Here is an 18,003-nt window from a genome sequence, read left to right on the forward strand (position 1 = left end):
GGATTTCCTAGGCCGTCCCCGGAAGGCACGTCGGGAAAAATTCCTGTAATACTTAAACCGTCCGGACTTTGCCTGACGGTCTGGGATATCGATTGTAGGGAATATGGTGCCCCGAGACGGAATCGAACCGCCGACCCCATCATTACGAATGACGTGCTCTACCAGCTGAGCTATCGGGGCACGGCGCGGGTTCTAGGGGAAAGACCCCTCTCGCGCAAGCGGCGATCTGGCCCGCCCGGGAGGGCCTCCGGAGCCACCAAGTCCCTGTCACGAACCGGCCACGAGGGCGCGGATCGTTGCGGGCGAGGATAGGAAAAACTCGTGGCTCGGGCGAGATCATCTCGCGGCGGTGCGCGATAGAGTGCGCGCCCCATGACCACCCTGCTCGCTCTGCTGCCGCTCCTGATCGTCATCGGCCTCCTGGCGTCGGGCCGGGCGAGCGCGCTGGTCGCCGGGCTGGCTGGACTGTCGGCCACCCTCGCCGCCTCGGTCACCCTGCTGACCGACGCCGGACGCGGCGGCGAGATCGGGGTGCTGTTCGTGCGCGAGACCTCGGCCGGGCTGTGGCTGTCGTGGCACGTGATCGCCATCATCGCCTCGGGCATGTTCTTCCACCGCTGCCTGCAGGCGCGCGGTGCGGCGGCCAACGGCGCCGCCCTGCCGGCCAATCCGCGCCGGCTGTGGTCGGTGTGCTTCCTGCTGGCGCCATTCGCCGAGGCGGTGACCGGGTTCGGCATCGGCTACATCCTCGCGCTGGTGGCGCTGCGCCGCCTCGGGCTGGGCGGCCTGCCAGCCCTGGTCCTCGGCCTCTACAGCCAGTCGCTGGTGCCGTGGGGCGCGCTCGCCATCGGCACCACGGTCGGCGCCGCCCTGGCCGGGCTCACGCCCAACCAGCTCGGCCTCGGCTCGGCCGTGCTGCAGGTGCCGATCCACGTCTTCTACCTGGTGCTCTACTGGCGCTTCGCGCGCGACGCGGGCGTCGCGGTGCCCCTCTTTCAGAAGGTCGACGACGCGCTGTGGACGGCGCTGCTGCTCGCCCTGGTCTGGCTGTTCAACTTCTACAGCGACGTCGAAATCGCCGGCGCCGCCGCGACGGCGGTGCTGCTGGCGCTGCGCTTCTGGCGCGACGAACGGCCCGACGGCGCGCGGCTCGCCGCCACGCTCCGCGCCCAGGCGCCCTATGTCGCGCTCACCCTGGCGCTCTGCGCCACGCGCCTGGTACCGCCGCTGCGCGACGTGCTGAAGCCCCTGTGGGCGATCCGCCCGTTCGACAACCAGCCCGCCTTCGCGCCGCTCTATGCCCCCAGCTTCTGGCTGGTCTCGATCGGGCTCGTCGTGGTGGTGCTGGCGCGCGCACCGCTCGGCCGCGTGCTCGGCGAGACGGCGCGCGCCGCGTGGCGGTCATGCTTCGTCACCCTGCTGTTCGTCGTCATGGCCGAGTTCTATGTCGGCACCGGCATGGCCCAGGCAATCGCCGAGGCGCTGCGCGCCACGGCGGGACGCGACGCCGTCGCTGCCGTGCCGCTGTTCGCCGGCGTCGGCGGCTTCCTCACGGGCGGCGCCGCGGCGGCCAATGCCATGCTGATGCCGATGGTGACCGCGCTCGCCCGCGCCGTTGCCGTCGACCCGGCGTGGATCGCCGCGGTCCAGAACAGCGTCTGCGCCAACCTCACCATGCTGTCGCCGATCCGCGTCTCGATGGGCGCCGCCCTGCTCGCCCTTGCCACGTCGGACGCCGAGCTCTATCGCCGCGCCTGGCCGCTCGCGCTGCCCGCCCTGTCGACGGGTGTCGGCGCAATTCTGATCCTCCTGGCCTGATCCTCCCGGTACGCCCATGAGACTGTCCCGTCGTCGCGCCCTCGGCGGCCTCCTCGCTGCACCGTTGCCCGCCTTCCTGGTTCGGCCGGCCGGCGCCGTCATCATCCTCGACAGCACATGGCAGGCCGAGGGCGGCGGTCCCGACAAGGAAAGCGCGGGCTTTCGCGCCCATGTGGCGCTGGGCAGCCAGCCGCAATTCGCCGGCGTCATCGCCCTGTCGGACGATGAGGGCGAGACCTGGGGCGCAGCCTCCGGCACCTGGCTCGGCAATGTCGGCGACCGCGCGCAGATCCTGACCGCGGCCCACGTTTTCGAGCGCGGCGGCTCGGCCGAGCAGTATGTCTATCGCACGCCGGGCGGCGCGGTGCGCCACGGCACCGGCATCGTCTTTCATCCGCTGTTCACCTGGGACAACGAGGAGCGCACCGGCTACGACATGGCGGTCGTGGGGCTCGACGGCCCGATCGGCGACGGCGGCGCGCCGCCCAGCCTCTATGGCGGCCGGCACGAGCGGGGCCAGCGCATCGTCATGGTGGGCTTCGGCGGCCGCGGCATCGGCTCGGCCGGCGAGGATGCGATCTACGACGGCCTGCCCGGCAAGGCCGCCGCCGAGAACATCGTGGCCGAGGTGATGGAGGCCGTCCAGCCACCGCCCGCCGACGCCGATGCCGGCAACTGGCTCGCCGTCTCCCTGCGCCGCGAGGACGAAGGCGCCGGACGGCTCGACGGCATCCTCGGCTCGGGCGACAGCGGCGGCTCGGCGTGGCTGCTGGTGGGTGGCCTGTGGGCGATCGCCGGCGTCAACGCAAACGGTACCGGCGACACCTATGGCTCGCAGTCCTTCTTCGCGCGCGTGTCGGGCACGCAGGACTGGCTGAAGAGCGTCGTGCCGGGGTTGAGCTTCGTGAGTTAGCTCATCCTCCTCCCCAGCGTCATCGCTGGGGAGGTGTCCCGCGTCATCGCGGGACGGAGGGTCATGGCTCTTCCGGACCGCGGGCGTCCCGCCCGCTCATGAATCACGACGACGATGCTGATGATGATCGGGCGGGACGCCCGCGGTCCGCATGATTCATGACCCCTCCGCCTGCCTGCCCGAAGCCGAAGCGGCTTCGCTTCGGCGAAGGCAGGTCGCCGTATGACCGCGACACCTCCCCAGCGAAAGCTGGGGAGGAAGGCATGAGTCGCTGCGCTGGCATCGCGCCGGATTGGCCCTATGATCCGCGGCTAAATCATCTTCGCGGGAGAGGACAAATGGCCAAGGTGGCATTTCTCGGTCTGGGCGTGATGGGCTTTCCGATGGCGGGGCATCTGGCCGCCAAGGGGCACGACGTCGTGGTCTACAACAGGACCTTCGCCAAGGCCGAGGCGTGGACGGCCAAGCACAGGGGAACGGCGGCCCGGACTCCGAAGGAGGCGGCGGCCGGCCGCGAGATCGTGTTCTCCTGCGTCGGCAACGACAACGACGTGCGCGCCGTCGTGCTGGGCGAGAACGGCGCTTTCGCCGGCATGGCGCCCGGCGCGATCCTGTTCGACAATACCACGGCCTCGGCCGACATCGCCCGCGAGCTGCATGCCGAAGGCAAGAAGCGCGGCATCGACTTCATCGACGCGCCGGTATCGGGCGGCCAGGCGGGCGCGGAGAACGGCCAGCTCACCGTGATGTGCGGCGGCGAGCAGGCGCCGTTCGACAAGGCCAGGCCGGTGGCCGACGCCTATTCGCGTGCCATCACCCTGATCGGCGGGCCGGGCACCGGCCAGCTCACCAAGATGATGAACCAGATGTGCATCGCCGGCATCGTCCAGGGTCTCGCCGAGGCGATCAATCTCGGCCAGCGGAGCGGCCTCGACCTCGACAAGGCGATGAGCGCCATCTCCAAGGGCGCGGCGCAGAGCTGGCAGATGGAGAACCGCTGGAAGGCCATGGTCGAGGGCAAGTTCGAGTTCGGCTTCGCCGTCGACTGGATGCGCAAGGATCTCGGCATCGCCATCGCCGAGGCCAACCGCGCCAAGGCGCAGGTGCCGCTGGTCGCGCTGGTCGACCAGTTCTACGCCCGCGTCCAGGCGCGCGGCGGCAATCGCTGGGATACGTGCAGCCTGATAGACCTGCTGCAAAGGGCGTGACATGACCTACAAGCTCTACGGCCGGGCTGGCTGGGGGTCGGCCATCGTCGAGGCCCAGCTCGCGTGGTACGGGCTGCCCTTCACCTTCGAGCCGGTCGACGATCTGTTCAAGTCGCCGGACGCGCGCGCCCGGCTCGAGAAGGTCAATCCGCTGGCCCAGGTGCCGACCCTGGTGATGCCCGACGGCAGCGTGATGAGCGAGAGCGCGGCGATCACGCTGCTGCTCGCCGACATCACCGGCAAGGACTCGCTGGTGCCGCCGCCGCAGGCGCCGGAACGGGCGAAGTTCCTGCGCTGGCTGGTGTTCCTGGTGGCCAACGTCTATCCGACCTTCACTTACGCCGACGACCCGTCGCGGTTCGTCGCGGTCGAGGCGGGGCGCGAACCGTTCCGCGCCGCCGTCGACGCCTATGCGCTGCGCCTGTGGCACCAGGTCGATGGCGAGGCGGGAAGCCCGTGGTTCCTGGGCGAGCGCTTCTCCGCCCTCGACATCTACATCGGCATCATGACGCGCTGGCGGCCCAAGCGCGGCTGGTTCGAGAGCGAGGCACCTCACCTGTTCGCCATCGCCCGTCGCATCGACCACGTGCCCGAGCTCGCCGAGGTCTGGAAGCGCAACTTCCCGGCCTGAAACCCGCGAGGGGGAGCAATATCATGGCGTGTGTCGGCATCGTCGGCGGGCTCGGCGTCGGCGCCACGGTCGACTACTACGAACGCATCACTGCGCGGTGCAAAGCGCTGAGCGTGGTGCCCGATCTCGTGTTCGTCCACGCCGACGTCGACAGGGGCCAGGGCTTCGTGCGCGCGGGCCAGCTCGATGCTCTGGCCGATTACCTGCTGGGCTTCATCGAGCGGCTGGCGCGCGCCGGCGCCACGGCCGCGGCGCTGCCCGCCGTGACACCGCACATCTGCATCGACCGCATCGTCGCCCGCTCGGCCCTGCCGATGATCGACATCGTGGCGACGATCGGCGCCGAGCTCGGCGCGCGCCGGCTTCGCCGCGTGGCGCTGTTCGGCACGACCTTCACCATGGAAGGCAGCCTGTGGGGGCAGCTCGCCAGGCATGCTCCCGACGTCGAGATCGTGAAGCCGCAGCCCGACGAGATCGCCTTCGTCGGCAAAGCCTACCAGCGCCTGCTCGACACCCAGCAGGGCGACGACGCGGACACCGCGGGCCTGCGCCGCATCGCGGCCGACCTGCAGCGGCGCGACGGCGTCGAGGCGATCCTGCTCGCCGGCACCGACCTCGCCGTGATCTTCGACGAGGCGAATGCCGGATTCCCCGCGATCGACGTGGCGCGGCTGCATATCGAGGCCATCGTCGACCGGCTGATGAGCCGGTGACGGCGAGATGGAACATCTTCCGGACAGCGGGCGTCTCGCCCGCTCATGATGAAGAGCGGGCGAGACGCCCGCGATCCGGAAGACTAGAACACCTGCCTCACCCCGACGATCTGCGACAGGCAGCGGCCGACATGGTCGGCGACATCGGTGGCGAGGCCTTCGACCTCGATCTCGACCGACAGAAGATCGTCATCGGCCTGGGCGAAGACGCGCGCCGGCACGAGGCCGCGCTTGGCGAGCAGCTCGAGCGCGCGCGGCAGCACGGCGGGCTCGGCGTCGGCTTCGAAGCAGTAGCGGATGGTGGAGTGATTACGCTTGAGCGCCAGAACGGCGGTTGAAGGCGCGGCGGCCATGAAACGACTCCCTTGAGGACAGGCGAACAGCGACGGTCCGGTTTGCAGGGCAAACCGGGGTGCTAATTCGCCGGCCAAGGAGGTCCCGTGGGGCCATCCACGTACTATAGCGTGGCGGCCGGCCTTCTTGCTACCCTCCCGCGTCATACCCATCGGGAAGGAAACATTAATGCGTTCGACACCCATCTATGAGGTGCATGCGATCAAATATGCCCACCTGCCGCGCAAGGCTTGGGAAGTGCAGATCACGCCGGACCCGCACGACGCAGACTTTCCGATGGACTACTTCGTCTGGGTGGCGATCCCGCTCGACGAGAGCGGCAACCGCGCGATCGGCGGCAAGCCGGTGGTCATCGACACCGGCTTCAACGCCCAGGTCGGCCAGAAGCGCGGCCGCGAGGTGAAGACCAATCCGGCCGACCTGCTCGGCCATCTCGACATCGACGCCAGGACTGTCGAGGACGTCGTCATCACCCATCTGCACTACGACCATGTCGGCAACTGGGACCGCTTCCCCAAGGCGCGCTTCCATCTCCAGGACAAGGAGATGCAGTTCGCCACCGGTCGGCACGTCTGCCACGGCCCGTTCCGCCACGCCTTCGAGGTCGAGGACATCGTCGGCATGGTGCGCGCGGTCTATGGCCAGCGCGTGGTATTCCACGACGGCGACGAGGAGATCCAGCCCGGCCTCTCCGTGCACCTGATCGGCGGCCATACGTTGGGCATGCAGTCGGTGCGGGTGATGACACGCAACGGCTGGCTGGTGCTGGCTTCCGACGCCAGCCATTACTACTGGGGCATCCGGGACAGGAAGCTGTTCGCGATCGTCTACTCCGTCGCCGACATGCTGGCGGGCTACGACAAGCTCCAGAAGCTCGCCGACGGCCGCGTCGAGATGGTGATCCCCGGCCACGATGCCGAGGTGATGAAGCGCTTCCCGGTGTCCAAGCCCGGGCTGGAAGGCATCGCAGTCAGGCTGGACTGACGTCTTCCGGACCGCGGGCTTCTCGCCCGCTCAGAGACATGAGGGGGCGAGACGCCCGCGGTCCGATGAGACTACTTCTTCTCGATGTTCCACAGCGCCAGCGACGGCGTGTGCAGGAGGCCCGAGAGGTTGGCGCGGTGCGCGGTCGGCGTGGTGAACTGGCCGAGCGGCACGAAAGTCGGATACTCGAGCAGGCGAAGCTGGACCTGCTCGGCGATCGCCTTCTGTTTGGCCGGATCGGATTCGGTCGCAAAGGCGTCACGCAGTTTCTCGATCGTCTCGTCGCAGGGCCAGCCGAAGGTGGCTTTGTCGCACGAGGCGTTGATGTAGGCGGCCGACACCGGATTGAGGATGTCGGGAGCGCCCCACGACGTGAAGAAGACGCTCCAGCCGCCCTTGTCGAGCGGATCCCTCTTGGCGCGTCGGGTCACCAGGGTCTGCCAGTCCATCGGCTGCAGGTCGACCTTGAGCCCGATCTTCTCGAGCTGGGCCTTTCCAACGGTGGCGAGGTTGTTGTGACCGGCCGTGTCGGTCTGGTGCAGGAGCACCGCAGGCGTGCCGTCGTAACCCGAGGCGGCGAGCAGTTCCTTGGCCTTGGCGACGTTGCCCGTGAGCTTGTCATCCCAGCCCTTGGTCGATTCGAGCGGCGAGCCGCACGGGAACACCGACTTGCACTCGCGATAGAATTCGGAATTGCCGACATTGGCCTCGAGGAACTCCTTTTGCGACAGCGCATAGAGTACGGCCTGGCGCACCTTGGCATTGTCGAACGGCTTGGTGAGCGTGTTGAACCGCATGTCGTACTGGCGGCCCGCCTTGTTGACGATCGTCGTCTTGATGTTCTTTTCCTTGGCCAGCAGCGGCAGCAGGTCGGGGGGTACGATCTCGACCAGGTCGACCTCGCCGCCGAGCAGCGCATTCACCTGGGTCTGCTGGTCTGGAATAGTGATCCATTCGACGCGATCGACTTTGGCGACTTTGCCGCCGGCGAGGCCGGAGGCGGGCTCCGCACGCGGCTTGTACTTCGGATTCTTGACGTAGACCGCCTTCTCGCCCGCCTTCCACTCGTCCTTCTTGAAGATGAACGGGCCCGAGCCGATCGACTCGGTGATCTGGGTGTTGGGATCGGTGCTGGCGACAGCCTTCGGCATCATGAACGGCACGTTCGAGCTCGACTTGCCGAGGGTCTGCAGCACCAGTCCGTAGGGTTGCTTCAGCACCATCTTGATGGTCCTGGCGTCGGGCGCGGAGAGGTCGGCGACGACGCCCATGAGCTTCTGGCCCATCGAATCCTTGGCGCCCCAGCGCTTGATCGAGGCGACGCAATCCTCGGCCGTCACCGGCTTGCCGTCGTGCCATTCCAGCCCGTCGCGCAGGGTGAAGGTCCAGGTGAGCTTGTCGGGCGAGACCTCCCACTTGTCGACCATCTGCGGCTTGACCTCGAGTTTCTCGTCGAGCGCGAACAGCGTGTCGTAGATCATGTAGCCGTGATGGGTGGAGATCAGCGCCGTGGTCCACACCGGATCGACGATCTTGAGATCCGAATGCAACGCCACCCTGAGCGTCTGTTGCGCAGCGGCCGGCGCGGCGAAGGCCAGCGCGGCGGCAAGCGTGAGAACGGCACGACGACTCGGAAACACCATGAAATCCCTCCAGTCCCCCCGGACTGGAGCGACAATAGAGCGATCAGTCGCCTTGCGCGACTGCCAACAGCGCTGCCCAGTCCGTCAACTTCACGCGAGGCCGGCCGAGCGGCGCCCCGGCCGCGATCTCGTGCTTGTCGATGCGGTGCCAGCCGGCGACGTCGATCGCCGCCGGCAGGATGTCGGGACCGCTCTTGGGATCGCGCCCCTCGAGCCACGCCAAGACCTCCTTGGCCACCGCGTGACCCTCAGTCCGATTGGTCGGGATGGTGCCGGTCGGCCCGCGCCGCGCCCAGCCAACGGGGAAGACGCCCTCCTGCCGCGGGAACGCTTCGCCGTCGTAGCCGATGCAGGTCACGACCAGGTCGGCCGGCAGCGTGCCGGCGGTCGCAAGTTCGACCTCGCCCGGCCGGAAGGCGAGCGGCACGGCGTTGAACCGAAAGTGCAGAGTGATCGGCTTCGATCCAGGCTGGTGCGTGGCGAAGCCCTTCAGGATCTCGAGGTTCCTGGCTTTGCGCAGACGCTCGGGGGTTGGGTCGGAGCTTGGTGGTGCGACGTTCAGGTCAGTCGGATCGGTCACCGCCACGACGCGCGCCAGTCGGCCCATCTCGGCGAGCTCGTTGCCGGTGAACGAGGCATGCTCGGGGCCGCGTCGGCCGATGACATGGATGTCGCCGAGCGGTGCGGCGGCAATCGCGGCCGCAGCCTCGGGCACGATGTCGCTCCTGGCCATTTCGTCCGCGCTTTTCGCCAGCACCCGTGCAACGTCGAGCGCGACATTGCCGTTGCCGATCACGGCCACCGATCTGACCTGGGAGAGATCGGGACCAACGCGGAAATCGGGATGACCGTTCAGCCACGCGACGAAGCGCCAGGACCCCCAGACAAGCGGGCCCCACGGCTGCTGCAGATCCTCGCCCGGGATGCCGAGCTTGCGATCGATCGCCCGGCCCGTGGCGACGATCACCGCGTCGTAGGCCTCGCACGCCTCGTCCCACGTGATGTCGCGGCCGACCTCGACATTGCCGGCGAAGCGCACGTCGGGCAGCGCCAGCAGGCGATCGAACTGGCGGACCACCGCCTTGGTGCCCTGATGGTCGGGCGCCACGCCGGCGCGCACCAGGCCGAACGGCGTCGGCAGACGCTCGATGATGTCCACATGCAGATCCGGATTGGCGCGCAACAACCCGTCGACGGCATACAAGCCCGACGGGCCGGCGCCGATGACGGCGACGCGGTAAGTCATGGCGGCCCGCTTAGCATATGATGGCGCCATGTCCAGATACCCACATCTTCGCCAGCTCGGCCGGCCGGCAAAGCTCCCCGAATCGCCGGACAAGGCGGTGCTCGAGACGGTGCCCAATCCAATGCCACGGGAGCTTTATCTCGTGCGCTTCACGGCGCCCGAGTTCACCACCCTCTGCCCGATGACGGGCCAGCCCGACTTCGCCCATCTCGTCATCGACTATGCGCCGCGGGCCAGGCTGATGGAGAGCAAGTCGCTGAAGCTTTTCCTCGGCAGCTTCCGCAACCATGCCGACTTTCACGAGGGCTGCACGCTGGCGATCGGACGGCGCCTCGCCAAGGTTCTGGCGCCGCGCTGGCTGCGCATCGGCGGCTACTGGTATCCGCGCGGCGGCATGCCGATCGACGTGTTCTGGCAGACCGCCGAGCCGCCCAAGGGATTGTGGCTGCCCGACCAGGGCGTGGCGCCGTATCGCGGGCGAGGATGACACGCACTCCGCCCAGGCCCAAACGCCTGCCGCGCCCGGCAACGCCGGTCGAACTGCGCGATGCGATCCGCACCGAGGCCTCGCGGCTGGGCTTCGACGCCATCGGCTTCGCGCCGGCTGCCCTGACGGAGAATGCGCGGCGCCTGCGCCTGCAGCGTCTCACCGACTTCGTCGATGCCGGATGGCAGGGCGACATGGGCTGGCTCGGCGAGCGCACGGCGGCGCGCGGCGATCCGCAGACCTTGTGGCGCGACGCCAGGACGGTGGTATCGCTCGCCGTGAACTACGCCCCCGCGGTCGACCCGCTGGCGGTTCTCGAGTCGCGCGAGCGCGCGGCCATCTCCGTCTACGCCCAGGGGCGCGACTATCACGAGGTCCTGAAGAGCAAGCTCAAGGCGCTCGGGCGATTCATCTGGGACACCTACCAGCACGAGCTGAAGGTCTTCGTCGATACCGCGCCCCTGATGGAAAAGCCCATGGCCGAGGCGGCCGGCCTGGGCTGGCAGGGCAAGCACACCAACCTGGTGTCGCGCCGGTTCGGCTCGTGGCTGTTCCTGGGCGAGATCCTGCTCTCGGTCGAGCTGCCGGCCGACGCGCCCGAGACGGACCATTGTGGCAGCTGCCATGCCTGCCTCGACATCTGCCCGACGCGCGCCTTTCCGGCGCCCTATCGACTGGATGCCCGGCGCTGCATCTCCTACCTGACGATCGAGCACGAAGGCCCGATCGATCGAGAACTGCGCCCGCTGCTCGGCAATCGCATCTATGGCTGCGACGATTGCCTGGCCGTGTGCCCGTGGAACAAGTATGCGCATCTGGCGCGCGAGGCCGCGCTCGCGCCGCGCGCAGCCTTGGACGCGCCGTCGCTCGTCGAGCTGGCGATGCTCGACGACGAGACCTTCCGCCGCCGCTTCGCCGGCACCGCCATCAAGCGCATCGGCCGCGACCGCTTCGTCCGCAACGTCGCCTATGCGCTGGGCAACAGCGCCGCGCCGGCAATCGCCCTGCCGGCGATCGAGCGGCTGCTCGAGGACCCCTCCCCCCTGGTGCGCGGCGCGGCGGTTTGGGCGCTGGCGCGGCTCGCGCCGGATCAGGTTGCCGATCGGCGGCATTCGAGCCACGAGCGGAACCCCGAAGTGCGCGCCGAATGGCTGGCTGCCGCGTGAAGCAGCCTGCGATGAACGGTCTTGCGGCTTCGGCGGACCGGCGCATCATGTCGCCATGAGCCGGAAGAACCGCCGTCCTCTCGCCGACCGCGTCGCCGAGGCTGCCGGGGCCGCCTTGGCCGCCCAGCACTATGTGAGCGCCATCGACGTCCTCGTCCGCATGGGTTGGCTCGATCCGGGAGCGGTCAAGCTCTGGCGGCTCGGGCGGGTCCCCTGCCTCGAGCGCGTCGTCCAGAGCAATCTGCCGCGCATCTCCGAGGCGATGAAGGCCTTCCGGTCGTGGGCCACCGCGAAGGGATTGTTCCCCAGCGAGACCCATTACATTGCGCGCACATCGCAACGCCAGACTCTGCGCTTCAGCCAGAACGGCGACCCGACGATCGAGAGACCCTACAGGACACACTGGGTATCGAAGGTCCTTTCGGAGAGGAAGCGTGAGCGTCTGGCGGAGAAAGCGAGCAAGGCGCCCGAGCTGGTCGTGATCCTGCCCTGGAACAGCGATTGGACCTGTCACCGCTGCGGCAATGGCGGTGGCATGCTGATCATGGAGAATGCCGGACCGGCGTGTTTGCGCTGAATGGGTCTCGATGATCTGGAATTCCTGGCGGCGGGCGATGCGCTGTTGACACGCCGCGTCAAGGCGAAAAGCGCCAAGTGCGCAGTCGTCGTCCGCTTCAGCCGCACCCGCAAGCGCTACGAGCGACAAGGCCTGCTGGTCGATCCGCAGGCCTTGGTGGAGGTTCAGCGTGACCTCGGAGAGCGCGATCGCCCTTGAGGGCGGGTGGCAAAGGGGCGGCTCCCGGTTGTGAGCGACCTCTTCTGGACCGCGGGCATCTTGCCCGCTCAGAATCATGAGCGGCAAGATGCCCGCGGTCCGGATGAGGCCCTCGCCGTCACAAGCGCCAAGCCGACGAGCTGCCAGCTCCGCGCCAGCGGCCAGCAGAGCCAGCAGATCGCGGGCAGCATGTCACCGCCGTTCCCTGAAGAACTCGCGCAACAGCTCCGCTGCCTCGCTCTCGCCGAGACCGGGATAGAGCTCCGGCCGGTGATGGCACGAGGGCTGGTCGAACAGGCGCGGGCCGTGCTCGACGCCGCCACCCTTGGGATCGCCGGCGCCCCAATAAAGTCGCCGGATGCGGGCGAAGGAAATCGCCTGGGCGCACATCGGACAGGGCTCGAGGGTAACGTAGAGATCGCAATCGACCAGGCGCGGCGCGCCGAGCATCGCCGCCGCCCGACGGATTGCCAGCATCTCCGCATGGGCAGTCGGGTCGCGATCCTCCTCGGTCCGATTGCCCGCCTCGGCGAGCACGGCGCCGTCGGGACCGACGATCACGGCGCCGACCGGAACCTCCCCCCGCACAGCGGCTGCACGCGCCGCGGCGAGCGCGCGTTCCATGGGCGACGGTCTTGTCGGGCCGGTCATAAGGAGGAAAATGGCGTCAACACGAGTGGGAGGAGTATGCCATGCGATTCAGCTTCACGCCCGAGCAGGAGGAGTTCCGCGCCGGCCTGCGCCGCGCGCTCGAAGCCCGCTCGCCCACCAAGGAGGTGCGCCGCCTGATGGCGACCGATGCGGGCTGGGAGCGCGACAGCTGGCAGCGGCTAAATACGGAGCTCGGCCTGACGGCGATCCAAATCCCCGAGGAATTTGGCGGCCAAGGCTTCGGCTTCGGTGAGCTCGGCATCGTGCTCGAGGAGATGGGCCGCAGCCTGCTCTGCGCGCCGTTCCTGTCGACGGCGCTGGCCGCCATGGCCATCCAGAACGCCGGCAGCGAGGAGCAGAAGCGCGCCCTGCTGCCGGCCCTCGCCGACGGCAGCAAGACCGCGACGCTCGCGGTCAGCGGCGCCAGTGGACGCAACGACGCCGCCGGCGTGGCGATGACGGCGACGCAATCCGGTGGCGTCTGGCGGCTGGTCGGCACCAAGAGCTTCGTGCTCGACGGTCACACCGCCGATCTGATCGTCGCGCTGGCGCGCCTGGCGGGCACCAAGGGCGAGGACGGCCTGGCCTTCTTCACGGTGCCGGGTGATGCGGCCGGCCTGTCGCGCCAACGACTCGACACGATGGACGAGACCCGCAAGCTCGCGCGCCTGCAGTTCGCCTCGGTCGAGGCCCAACCGCTCGGCGAGCCGGGCAAGGCAGCCGCCGCCTTCGACAGGACGATGCAGCAGGCGGTGATCTGCCTCGCCAACGAGATGGTGGGGGGCGCCGACCGGCTGCGCCAGGACGCGCTCGACTACACCAAGATGCGCATGCAGTTCGGCCGCTCGATCGCCTCCTTCCAGGTCACCAAGCACAAGGCGGCCGACATGCTGGTCGACGTCGAGATGGCGAAGTCGGCGGCCTACTACGCGGCCGCCGCGCTCGACGAAGGCGACGACGAGCTGCCGGCGCTTGCGGCGCTGGCCAAGGCGTCGGCCTCGGAAGCGTACCTGCAGACCGCGATCCATGCCGTGCAGATGCATGGCGGCATCGGCTTCACCTGGGACAACGACACGCATCTCTGGTTCAAGCGGGCCAAGAGCTCGGAGATCCTGTTCGGCGACGCCAACTGGCATCGCGAGCAGATGATGCGGCACTGGAAGCACTGAGGAACAGGACCATGAGCGAACACGACGAAGCCCAGGTCCGCGCCGAGGTCCGCGCGTGGCTGGAAGCCAACTGGAACCCCGAGTACGGGCTGATCGAATGGCGCACCAAGCTGATCGAATCGGGCTGGGGAGCACCGCACTGGCCCAAACAGTGGTACGGCCGCGACCTGCCGGTGGCGATGAACGCCGTGGTGGACGAGGAGTTCGCCCGCGTGGGCGCGGTCGGTGTCGCCAAGGCGGGCATCCGCACGCTCGCCGCCGCGACCATCCTGGCGCACGGCACCGACTTCCATAAGGAGAAGTTCCTGCGCCGGATCCTGACGGGCGAGGACACCTGGTGCCAGCTGTTCTCCGAGCCGGGCAGCGGCTCGGACATGGCGGGCGCCGTGACACGCGCCGACCGGCGCGGCAACCAGTGGGTGATCAACGGCCAGAAAGTGTGGACCACCAGCGCCCACAAGGCGCACTGGGGGCTCTTGCTGGCGCGCGCCAACTGGGACGTGCCCAAGCACAAGGGCCTCGCCTACTTCGTCCTCGACATGAAGCAGCCCGGCGTGCAGGTCCATCCGCTTAAGCAGATGAACGGCCACGCCTCGTTCAACCAGGTGTTCTTCACCGACGCCATCGTCGAGCCCGAGATGATGGTGTGCGACGTGGGCGACGGCTGGACGGTGGCGACCACCACCCTGATGCACGAGCGGCGCGGCGCCGACGGCCTGCGCAGCTGGGCGACCGGTTCGGACCGCAAGGGCCGCATCTACGAGGAGGAACGGGCCGAGGTCGCCACGACCATGGAGCCCTACAAGTGGTACCCGCAGCGCGCCGGCCGCGTCGACTTGGTGCTCGCGCGCGCCCGGGAGACCGGCAAGATCGATGATCCGGTGGTGCGCCAGGAGATCGCCAAGCTGCTCATCATGTCGAAGACGGCCGAATGGACCGCCCGGCGCGCCCGCGCCGCCCAGGAGCAGGGTCGCCCGCAGGGCCCCGAGGGCTCGCTCGGCAAGCTGGTGTCGAGCCACGTCGCTCGCCAGGCGGCGCGCGTCCACACCTACATCACCGGCGCCGACGCCCTGCTGCGCGGCAAGGACAGCCCGATGGAGGGCGTCATCGCCGAGATCCTGGTCTCCGTCCCCGCCACCTCGATCGCCGGCGGCACCGACGAGATCCAGCGCAACATCATCTCCGAGCGCGTGCTCAAGATGCCCAAGGAGCCCAGCGTCGACACCGACAAGCCGTTCCGCGACGTGCCGCGGAACATCGTGTCGACTTCATGATCTTCCGGACCGCGGGCGTCTCGCCTGCTCATGAATCATTGACAATGAGCGGGCGGGACGCCCGCGATCCGGAAGTGCATGAGCGGGCGGGACGCCCGCGATCTGGGAGTGCATGAGCGGGCGGGACGCCCACGGTCCAGAAGAACATGAGCGGGCGGGACGCCCGCGGTCCGGAAGACCATGAGTGGCGCGCGCGGTCCGGCGCGCGTATCTTGAGCGGATGCCTCGTCCCCTCATAGGAGTCACCCTGGATGCGGAAAAGCCGGGGGGCTACTCGAAATTTCCCTGGTATGCGCTGCGCCAGAACTATCTCGACGCGATCGACGCTGCCGGCGGCCTGGCGGTCGCGCTGCCGCACGAGCCCGACCGCGTCGGCGACTATCTCGAGCGCCTCGATGCGCTGGTGGTGACCGGCGGCGCCTTCGACGTCGACCCGTCCTATTATGGCGGCGGACCGGCCCACGCCACCGTCGTCACAAAGGATCGCCGCACCGCCTTCGAGTTCGCCGTCACACGGGGGGCGCTCGACCGCAACATGCCGGTGCTCGGCATCTGCGGCGGCCAGCAGCTGCTGCACGTCGTGCTGGGCGGCAAGCTGATCCAGCACATCCCCGACGCGGTGGCCGACGCGCTGGCGCACGAGCAGCCCAATCCGCGCAACGAGCCGGGCCACCTGGTGACGGTGGCGCGCGGCACCCGGCTGCACGGCATCGTCGGCGCCGACGAGCTCGAGGTGAACAGTGCCCATCACCAGGCGGCGGCCGATTCGCCCGCCGGGATCGTGGTCAACGCCACCGCCCCCGACGGCGTGATCGAGGGCATCGAGGCGCCGCGCTATCGTTTCTGCATCGGCGTGCAGTGGCATCCCGAGTTCCTGATCTCCGAAGGCGATGCCCGGCTGTTTCGCGCCTTCCTGGGGGCGGCCGCGGCGACGTGAGCGAGCCGGAACGAATCGCCAAGCGCCTGGCCCGCGCCGGCCTGTGCTCGCGGCGCGACGCCGAACGCTGGATCGCCGCCGGCCGCGTCAAGGTCGACGGCAAGGTGCTCGAGACGCCCGCCTTCACCGTCACCGATCGCAACGTGATCGAGGTCGACGGCAAGACGCTGCCCGACGCCGACCGCGCCCGCCTGTGGCGCTACCACAAGCCGCCCGGCGAGCTGGTGACGGCGCGCGATCCCGCGGGACGGCGAACCATCTTCGACTCGCTGCCCAAGACCCTGCCGCGCGTGGTCACGGTGGGCCGCCTCGATTTCATGTCGGAGGGCCTGCTGCTGCTGACCAACGATGGCGGCCTGGCGCGCCGGCTGGAGCTGCCGGCCAACGGCTGGATCCGGCGCTATCGCGCGCGCGTGCACGGCACAGTCGATCCGGCGCGGCTTGCCGGGCTGGCCAACGGCATCACCCTCGAGGGCGTGCGCTACGGCGCCATCCAGGCCCGCCTCGAGCGCCAGCAGCGCACCAATGCGTGGCTCGAGATCGCCCTCACCGAAGGCAAGAACCGCGAGGTGCGCCGCGTGCTCGCCCATCTCGACCTGCCGGTGATGCGTTTGATCCGTGTCGCCTTCGGGCCGTTTTACCTGGGTGAGCTCGAACGCGAGCAGGTGGAAGAGGTGCCGCCGCAGGCGCTCGACAATCTGCTGGGCCTCGAGCCGCCGCGGCGCAAGCAGGGCTGGGCGAAACCCAAGGCCGCGACCAAGGCGAAGAAGCGGCGGGCCTGATGCTGCGCGTCATCGGCGGCAAGCATCGCGGCCGGCCTCTGTCGACACCGGAGGGGCAGAGCGTGCGCCCGACCGCGAGCCGCGCCCGCGAATCGCTGTTCAACATCCTGATGCACGCCAGCTGGCGCGGCACATCGCCCCTGATCGACGCGCGCGTGCTCGATGCCTTTGCCGGATCCGGCGCGCTCGGCATCGAGGCGCTGTCCCGAGGCGCGGCCCATGCCACCTTCCTCGACAAGGATGCCGGGGCGATCCGCGCGATCGGCGAGAACCTGCACAAGCTCGGCGAGACCGGCGCCGCCAGGGTCGTGCGTGGCGATGCCACGCGCCCACCGCCGGCGCAGGCTGCCTGCGATCTCGTCTTCCTCGACCCGCCCTATCGCTCGGGCCAGGCCACGCCGGCGCTCGCCGCCCTCGACGCCGCAGGCTGGCTCTCCCCCGGGGCCATCGCCACGATCGAGCTGGCGCACAATGAGGATTTCGAGGCGCCGCCGGGCTTCGAAGCAATCGACGAACGCCGCTATGGTGCGGCAAAGATCGTGATCCTGCGAAAGACGTCATGAGCCTGACCATTCCGCTTTACGTGCTGCGTCACGGCGAGACCGCCTGGAATACCGAGCGGCGCATGCAGGGCCTGCGCGATTCCAAGCTGACCGAGCGCGGACGCCTGCAGGCGGAGGCGATGGGCCGCTCCCTCGGGCGCGAGCTCGAGGGCGCCACGGGGCCGACGGTATTTCTGCGCAGCCCGCTCGGCCGGGCGTGCGAAACCGCCGAGATCATCGGCCGTGAGATCGGCCTCGACGCCGGCCAATGGCGCGACGACCCGCGTCTCGTCGAGCTGGGCTACGGCGACTGGGAAGGCCTCAGCTGGAAGGATATCGAGATCAGCCATCCGACGGCGCTGGCCGACTGGCGCGCCGACCCGCACGGCTACTGCCCGCCCGGTGGCGAGACCCACGCCGAGCTGCGCGCCCGCTCGGCCGCCGTGCTGGCCGAGATCGCCGCCTCCGGCGTGCGCACGGTGATCGTCGGTCACGGCGTCAGCGGTGCCGTCCTGCGCGGCCTCAATCTCGGCCTCGACGCCCGGGCGATGTTCGTCCTGGAGAAGCCGCAGGACGCCTTCTTCCGCCTGCTCGCCGGCCGCGAGGACCGCATCGTCTGCGGATGACTGGTCGAGCCGCCTCGGTCGGCTTCGCTGGCGTGACTGGTCTGGACGCGCTGTGATCTTTCCGTGCAACGCACCAACGTGGTG

Annotated in this window: 20 protein-coding genes and 1 tRNA gene; 16 read left to right on the plus strand and 5 right to left on the minus strand. The window is 69.0% G+C overall.

What is annotated here, in order from left to right; translation table 11 throughout:
- Window positions 1–104: 104 nt before the first annotated feature.
- Window positions 105–180: transfer RNA gene (locus tag AB7O82_RS07205), tRNA-Thr, on the minus strand.
- A 192-nt stretch (window positions 181–372) separates the two neighbouring features.
- Between AB7O82_RS07205 and AB7O82_RS07210 the strand changes: the two genes are divergently transcribed.
- From AB7O82_RS07210 to AB7O82_RS07230, 5 genes are all read left to right on the plus strand, one after another.
- A complete protein-coding gene (locus AB7O82_RS07210; protein ID WP_428548149.1) occupies window positions 373–1,818 on the plus strand; it encodes an L-lactate permease in 1,446 nt (481 codons plus the stop codon).
- Window positions 1,819–1,834: 16 nt separating this feature from the next.
- On the plus strand, window positions 1,835–2,731 hold the full coding sequence (locus tag AB7O82_RS07215; protein WP_428548146.1) for a hypothetical protein: 897 nt from the start codon (window positions 1,835–1,837) through the stop codon (window positions 2,729–2,731).
- A 338-nt stretch (window positions 2,732–3,069) separates the two neighbouring features.
- Entirely contained in the window at window positions 3,070–3,939 is an 870-nt protein-coding gene (locus AB7O82_RS07220; RefSeq protein ID WP_428548143.1) for an NAD(P)-dependent oxidoreductase, read from the plus strand.
- A 1-nt stretch (window position 3,940) separates the two neighbouring features.
- Window positions 3,941–4,570 (plus strand): glutathione S-transferase family protein, encoded by a 630-nt coding sequence (locus AB7O82_RS07225; RefSeq protein ID WP_428548140.1) that lies wholly within the window; start codon window positions 3,941–3,943, stop codon window positions 4,568–4,570.
- A 23-nt stretch (window positions 4,571–4,593) separates the two neighbouring features.
- Window positions 4,594–5,283, plus strand: coding sequence for an aspartate/glutamate racemase family protein (locus tag AB7O82_RS07230; RefSeq protein ID WP_428548137.1), 690 nt, complete (start codon window positions 4,594–4,596; stop codon window positions 5,281–5,283).
- A gap of 83 nt (window positions 5,284–5,366) precedes the next feature.
- Here the strand turns inward: AB7O82_RS07230 and AB7O82_RS07235 are convergent, their stop codons facing one another.
- On the minus strand, window positions 5,367–5,636 hold the full coding sequence (locus AB7O82_RS07235; protein WP_428548134.1) for a hypothetical protein: 270 nt from the start codon (window positions 5,634–5,636) through the stop codon (window positions 5,367–5,369).
- A gap of 169 nt (window positions 5,637–5,805) precedes the next feature.
- Between AB7O82_RS07235 and AB7O82_RS07240 the strand changes: the two genes are divergently transcribed.
- The gene (locus AB7O82_RS07240; RefSeq protein ID WP_428548131.1) at window positions 5,806–6,621 is read left to right on the plus strand and encodes an N-acyl homoserine lactonase family protein; all 816 of its coding nucleotides are present in this window, start codon (window positions 5,806–5,808) and stop codon (window positions 6,619–6,621) included.
- Between the two features lie 71 nt (window positions 6,622–6,692).
- Here AB7O82_RS07240 and AB7O82_RS07245 read toward each other — a convergent pair whose 3' ends face one another.
- Entirely contained in the window at window positions 6,693–8,264 is a 1,572-nt protein-coding gene (locus AB7O82_RS07245; protein WP_428548128.1) for an ABC transporter substrate-binding protein, read from the minus strand.
- 43 nt (window positions 8,265–8,307) lie between these two features.
- Window positions 8,308–9,510, minus strand: coding sequence for an FAD-dependent oxidoreductase (locus AB7O82_RS07250; protein ID WP_428619017.1), 1,203 nt, complete (start codon window positions 9,508–9,510; stop codon window positions 8,308–8,310).
- A 28-nt stretch (window positions 9,511–9,538) separates the two neighbouring features.
- Between AB7O82_RS07250 and queF the strand changes: the two genes are divergently transcribed.
- The 4 genes from queF to AB7O82_RS07270 are packed head-to-tail and all read left to right on the plus strand — an operon-like array spanning window position 9,539 to window position 11,938.
- Entirely contained in the window at window positions 9,539–9,997 is a 459-nt protein-coding gene (gene queF, locus AB7O82_RS07255; RefSeq protein ID WP_428548122.1) for a preQ(1) synthase, read from the plus strand.
- Window positions 9,994–11,163: a tRNA epoxyqueuosine(34) reductase QueG gene (queG, locus tag AB7O82_RS07260; protein WP_428548119.1), complete on the plus strand. Its 1,170-nt coding sequence runs from the start codon at window positions 9,994–9,996 to the stop codon at window positions 11,161–11,163. Before queF ends, queG begins: the two co-directional genes overlap by 4 nt.
- Window positions 11,164–11,218: 55 nt before the next feature.
- A complete protein-coding gene (locus AB7O82_RS07265) occupies window positions 11,219–11,740 on the plus strand; it encodes a hypothetical protein (RefSeq protein WP_428548117.1) in 522 nt (173 codons plus the stop codon).
- A complete protein-coding gene (locus AB7O82_RS07270) occupies window positions 11,741–11,938 on the plus strand; it encodes a hypothetical protein (protein ID WP_428548114.1) in 198 nt (65 codons plus the stop codon).
- Window positions 11,939–12,130: 192 nt separating this feature from the next.
- Here the strand turns inward: AB7O82_RS07270 and AB7O82_RS07275 are convergent, their stop codons facing one another.
- Entirely contained in the window at window positions 12,131–12,562 is a 432-nt protein-coding gene (locus tag AB7O82_RS07275) for a nucleoside deaminase (RefSeq protein ID WP_428548111.1), read from the minus strand.
- 68 nt (window positions 12,563–12,630) lie between these two features.
- Here AB7O82_RS07275 and AB7O82_RS07280 point away from each other — a divergent pair, with 68 nt between their 5' ends.
- The 6 genes from AB7O82_RS07280 (at window position 12,631) to AB7O82_RS07305 (ending at window position 17,919) form a co-directional block, all read left to right on the plus strand.
- On the plus strand, window positions 12,631–13,758 hold the full coding sequence (locus tag AB7O82_RS07280) for an acyl-CoA dehydrogenase family protein (RefSeq protein WP_428548108.1): 1,128 nt from the start codon (window positions 12,631–12,633) through the stop codon (window positions 13,756–13,758).
- A gap of 11 nt (window positions 13,759–13,769) precedes the next feature.
- Window positions 13,770–15,032 carry an acyl-CoA dehydrogenase family protein gene (locus AB7O82_RS07285; RefSeq protein WP_428548105.1) on the plus strand — a complete coding sequence of 421 codons (1,263 nt, stop codon included), beginning with the start codon at window positions 13,770–13,772 and terminating at the stop codon, window positions 15,030–15,032.
- A 220-nt stretch (window positions 15,033–15,252) separates the two neighbouring features.
- Window positions 15,253–15,969: a gamma-glutamyl-gamma-aminobutyrate hydrolase family protein gene (locus tag AB7O82_RS07290; protein ID WP_428548102.1), complete on the plus strand. Its 717-nt coding sequence runs from the start codon at window positions 15,253–15,255 to the stop codon at window positions 15,967–15,969.
- Entirely contained in the window at window positions 15,966–16,751 is a 786-nt protein-coding gene (locus AB7O82_RS07295; protein ID WP_428548099.1) for a pseudouridine synthase, read from the plus strand. Before AB7O82_RS07290 ends, AB7O82_RS07295 begins: the two co-directional genes overlap by 4 nt.
- Window positions 16,751–17,314, plus strand: a complete 564-nt coding sequence (gene rsmD / locus AB7O82_RS07300; protein ID WP_428548096.1) for a 16S rRNA (guanine(966)-N(2))-methyltransferase RsmD — start codon at window positions 16,751–16,753, stop codon at window positions 17,312–17,314. The genes AB7O82_RS07295 and rsmD overlap by 1 nt, the downstream gene beginning before the upstream one ends.
- Window positions 17,311–17,919 carry a histidine phosphatase family protein gene (locus tag AB7O82_RS07305; protein ID WP_428548093.1) on the plus strand — a complete coding sequence of 203 codons (609 nt, stop codon included), beginning with the start codon at window positions 17,311–17,313 and terminating at the stop codon, window positions 17,917–17,919. The genes rsmD and AB7O82_RS07305 overlap by 4 nt, the downstream gene beginning before the upstream one ends.
- The last annotated feature ends 84 nt before the right edge of the window (window positions 17,920–18,003 follow it).

This window comes from Reyranella sp. (assembly GCF_050185545.1).
Lineage (GTDB): Bacteria > Pseudomonadota > Alphaproteobacteria > Reyranellales > Reyranellaceae > Reyranella.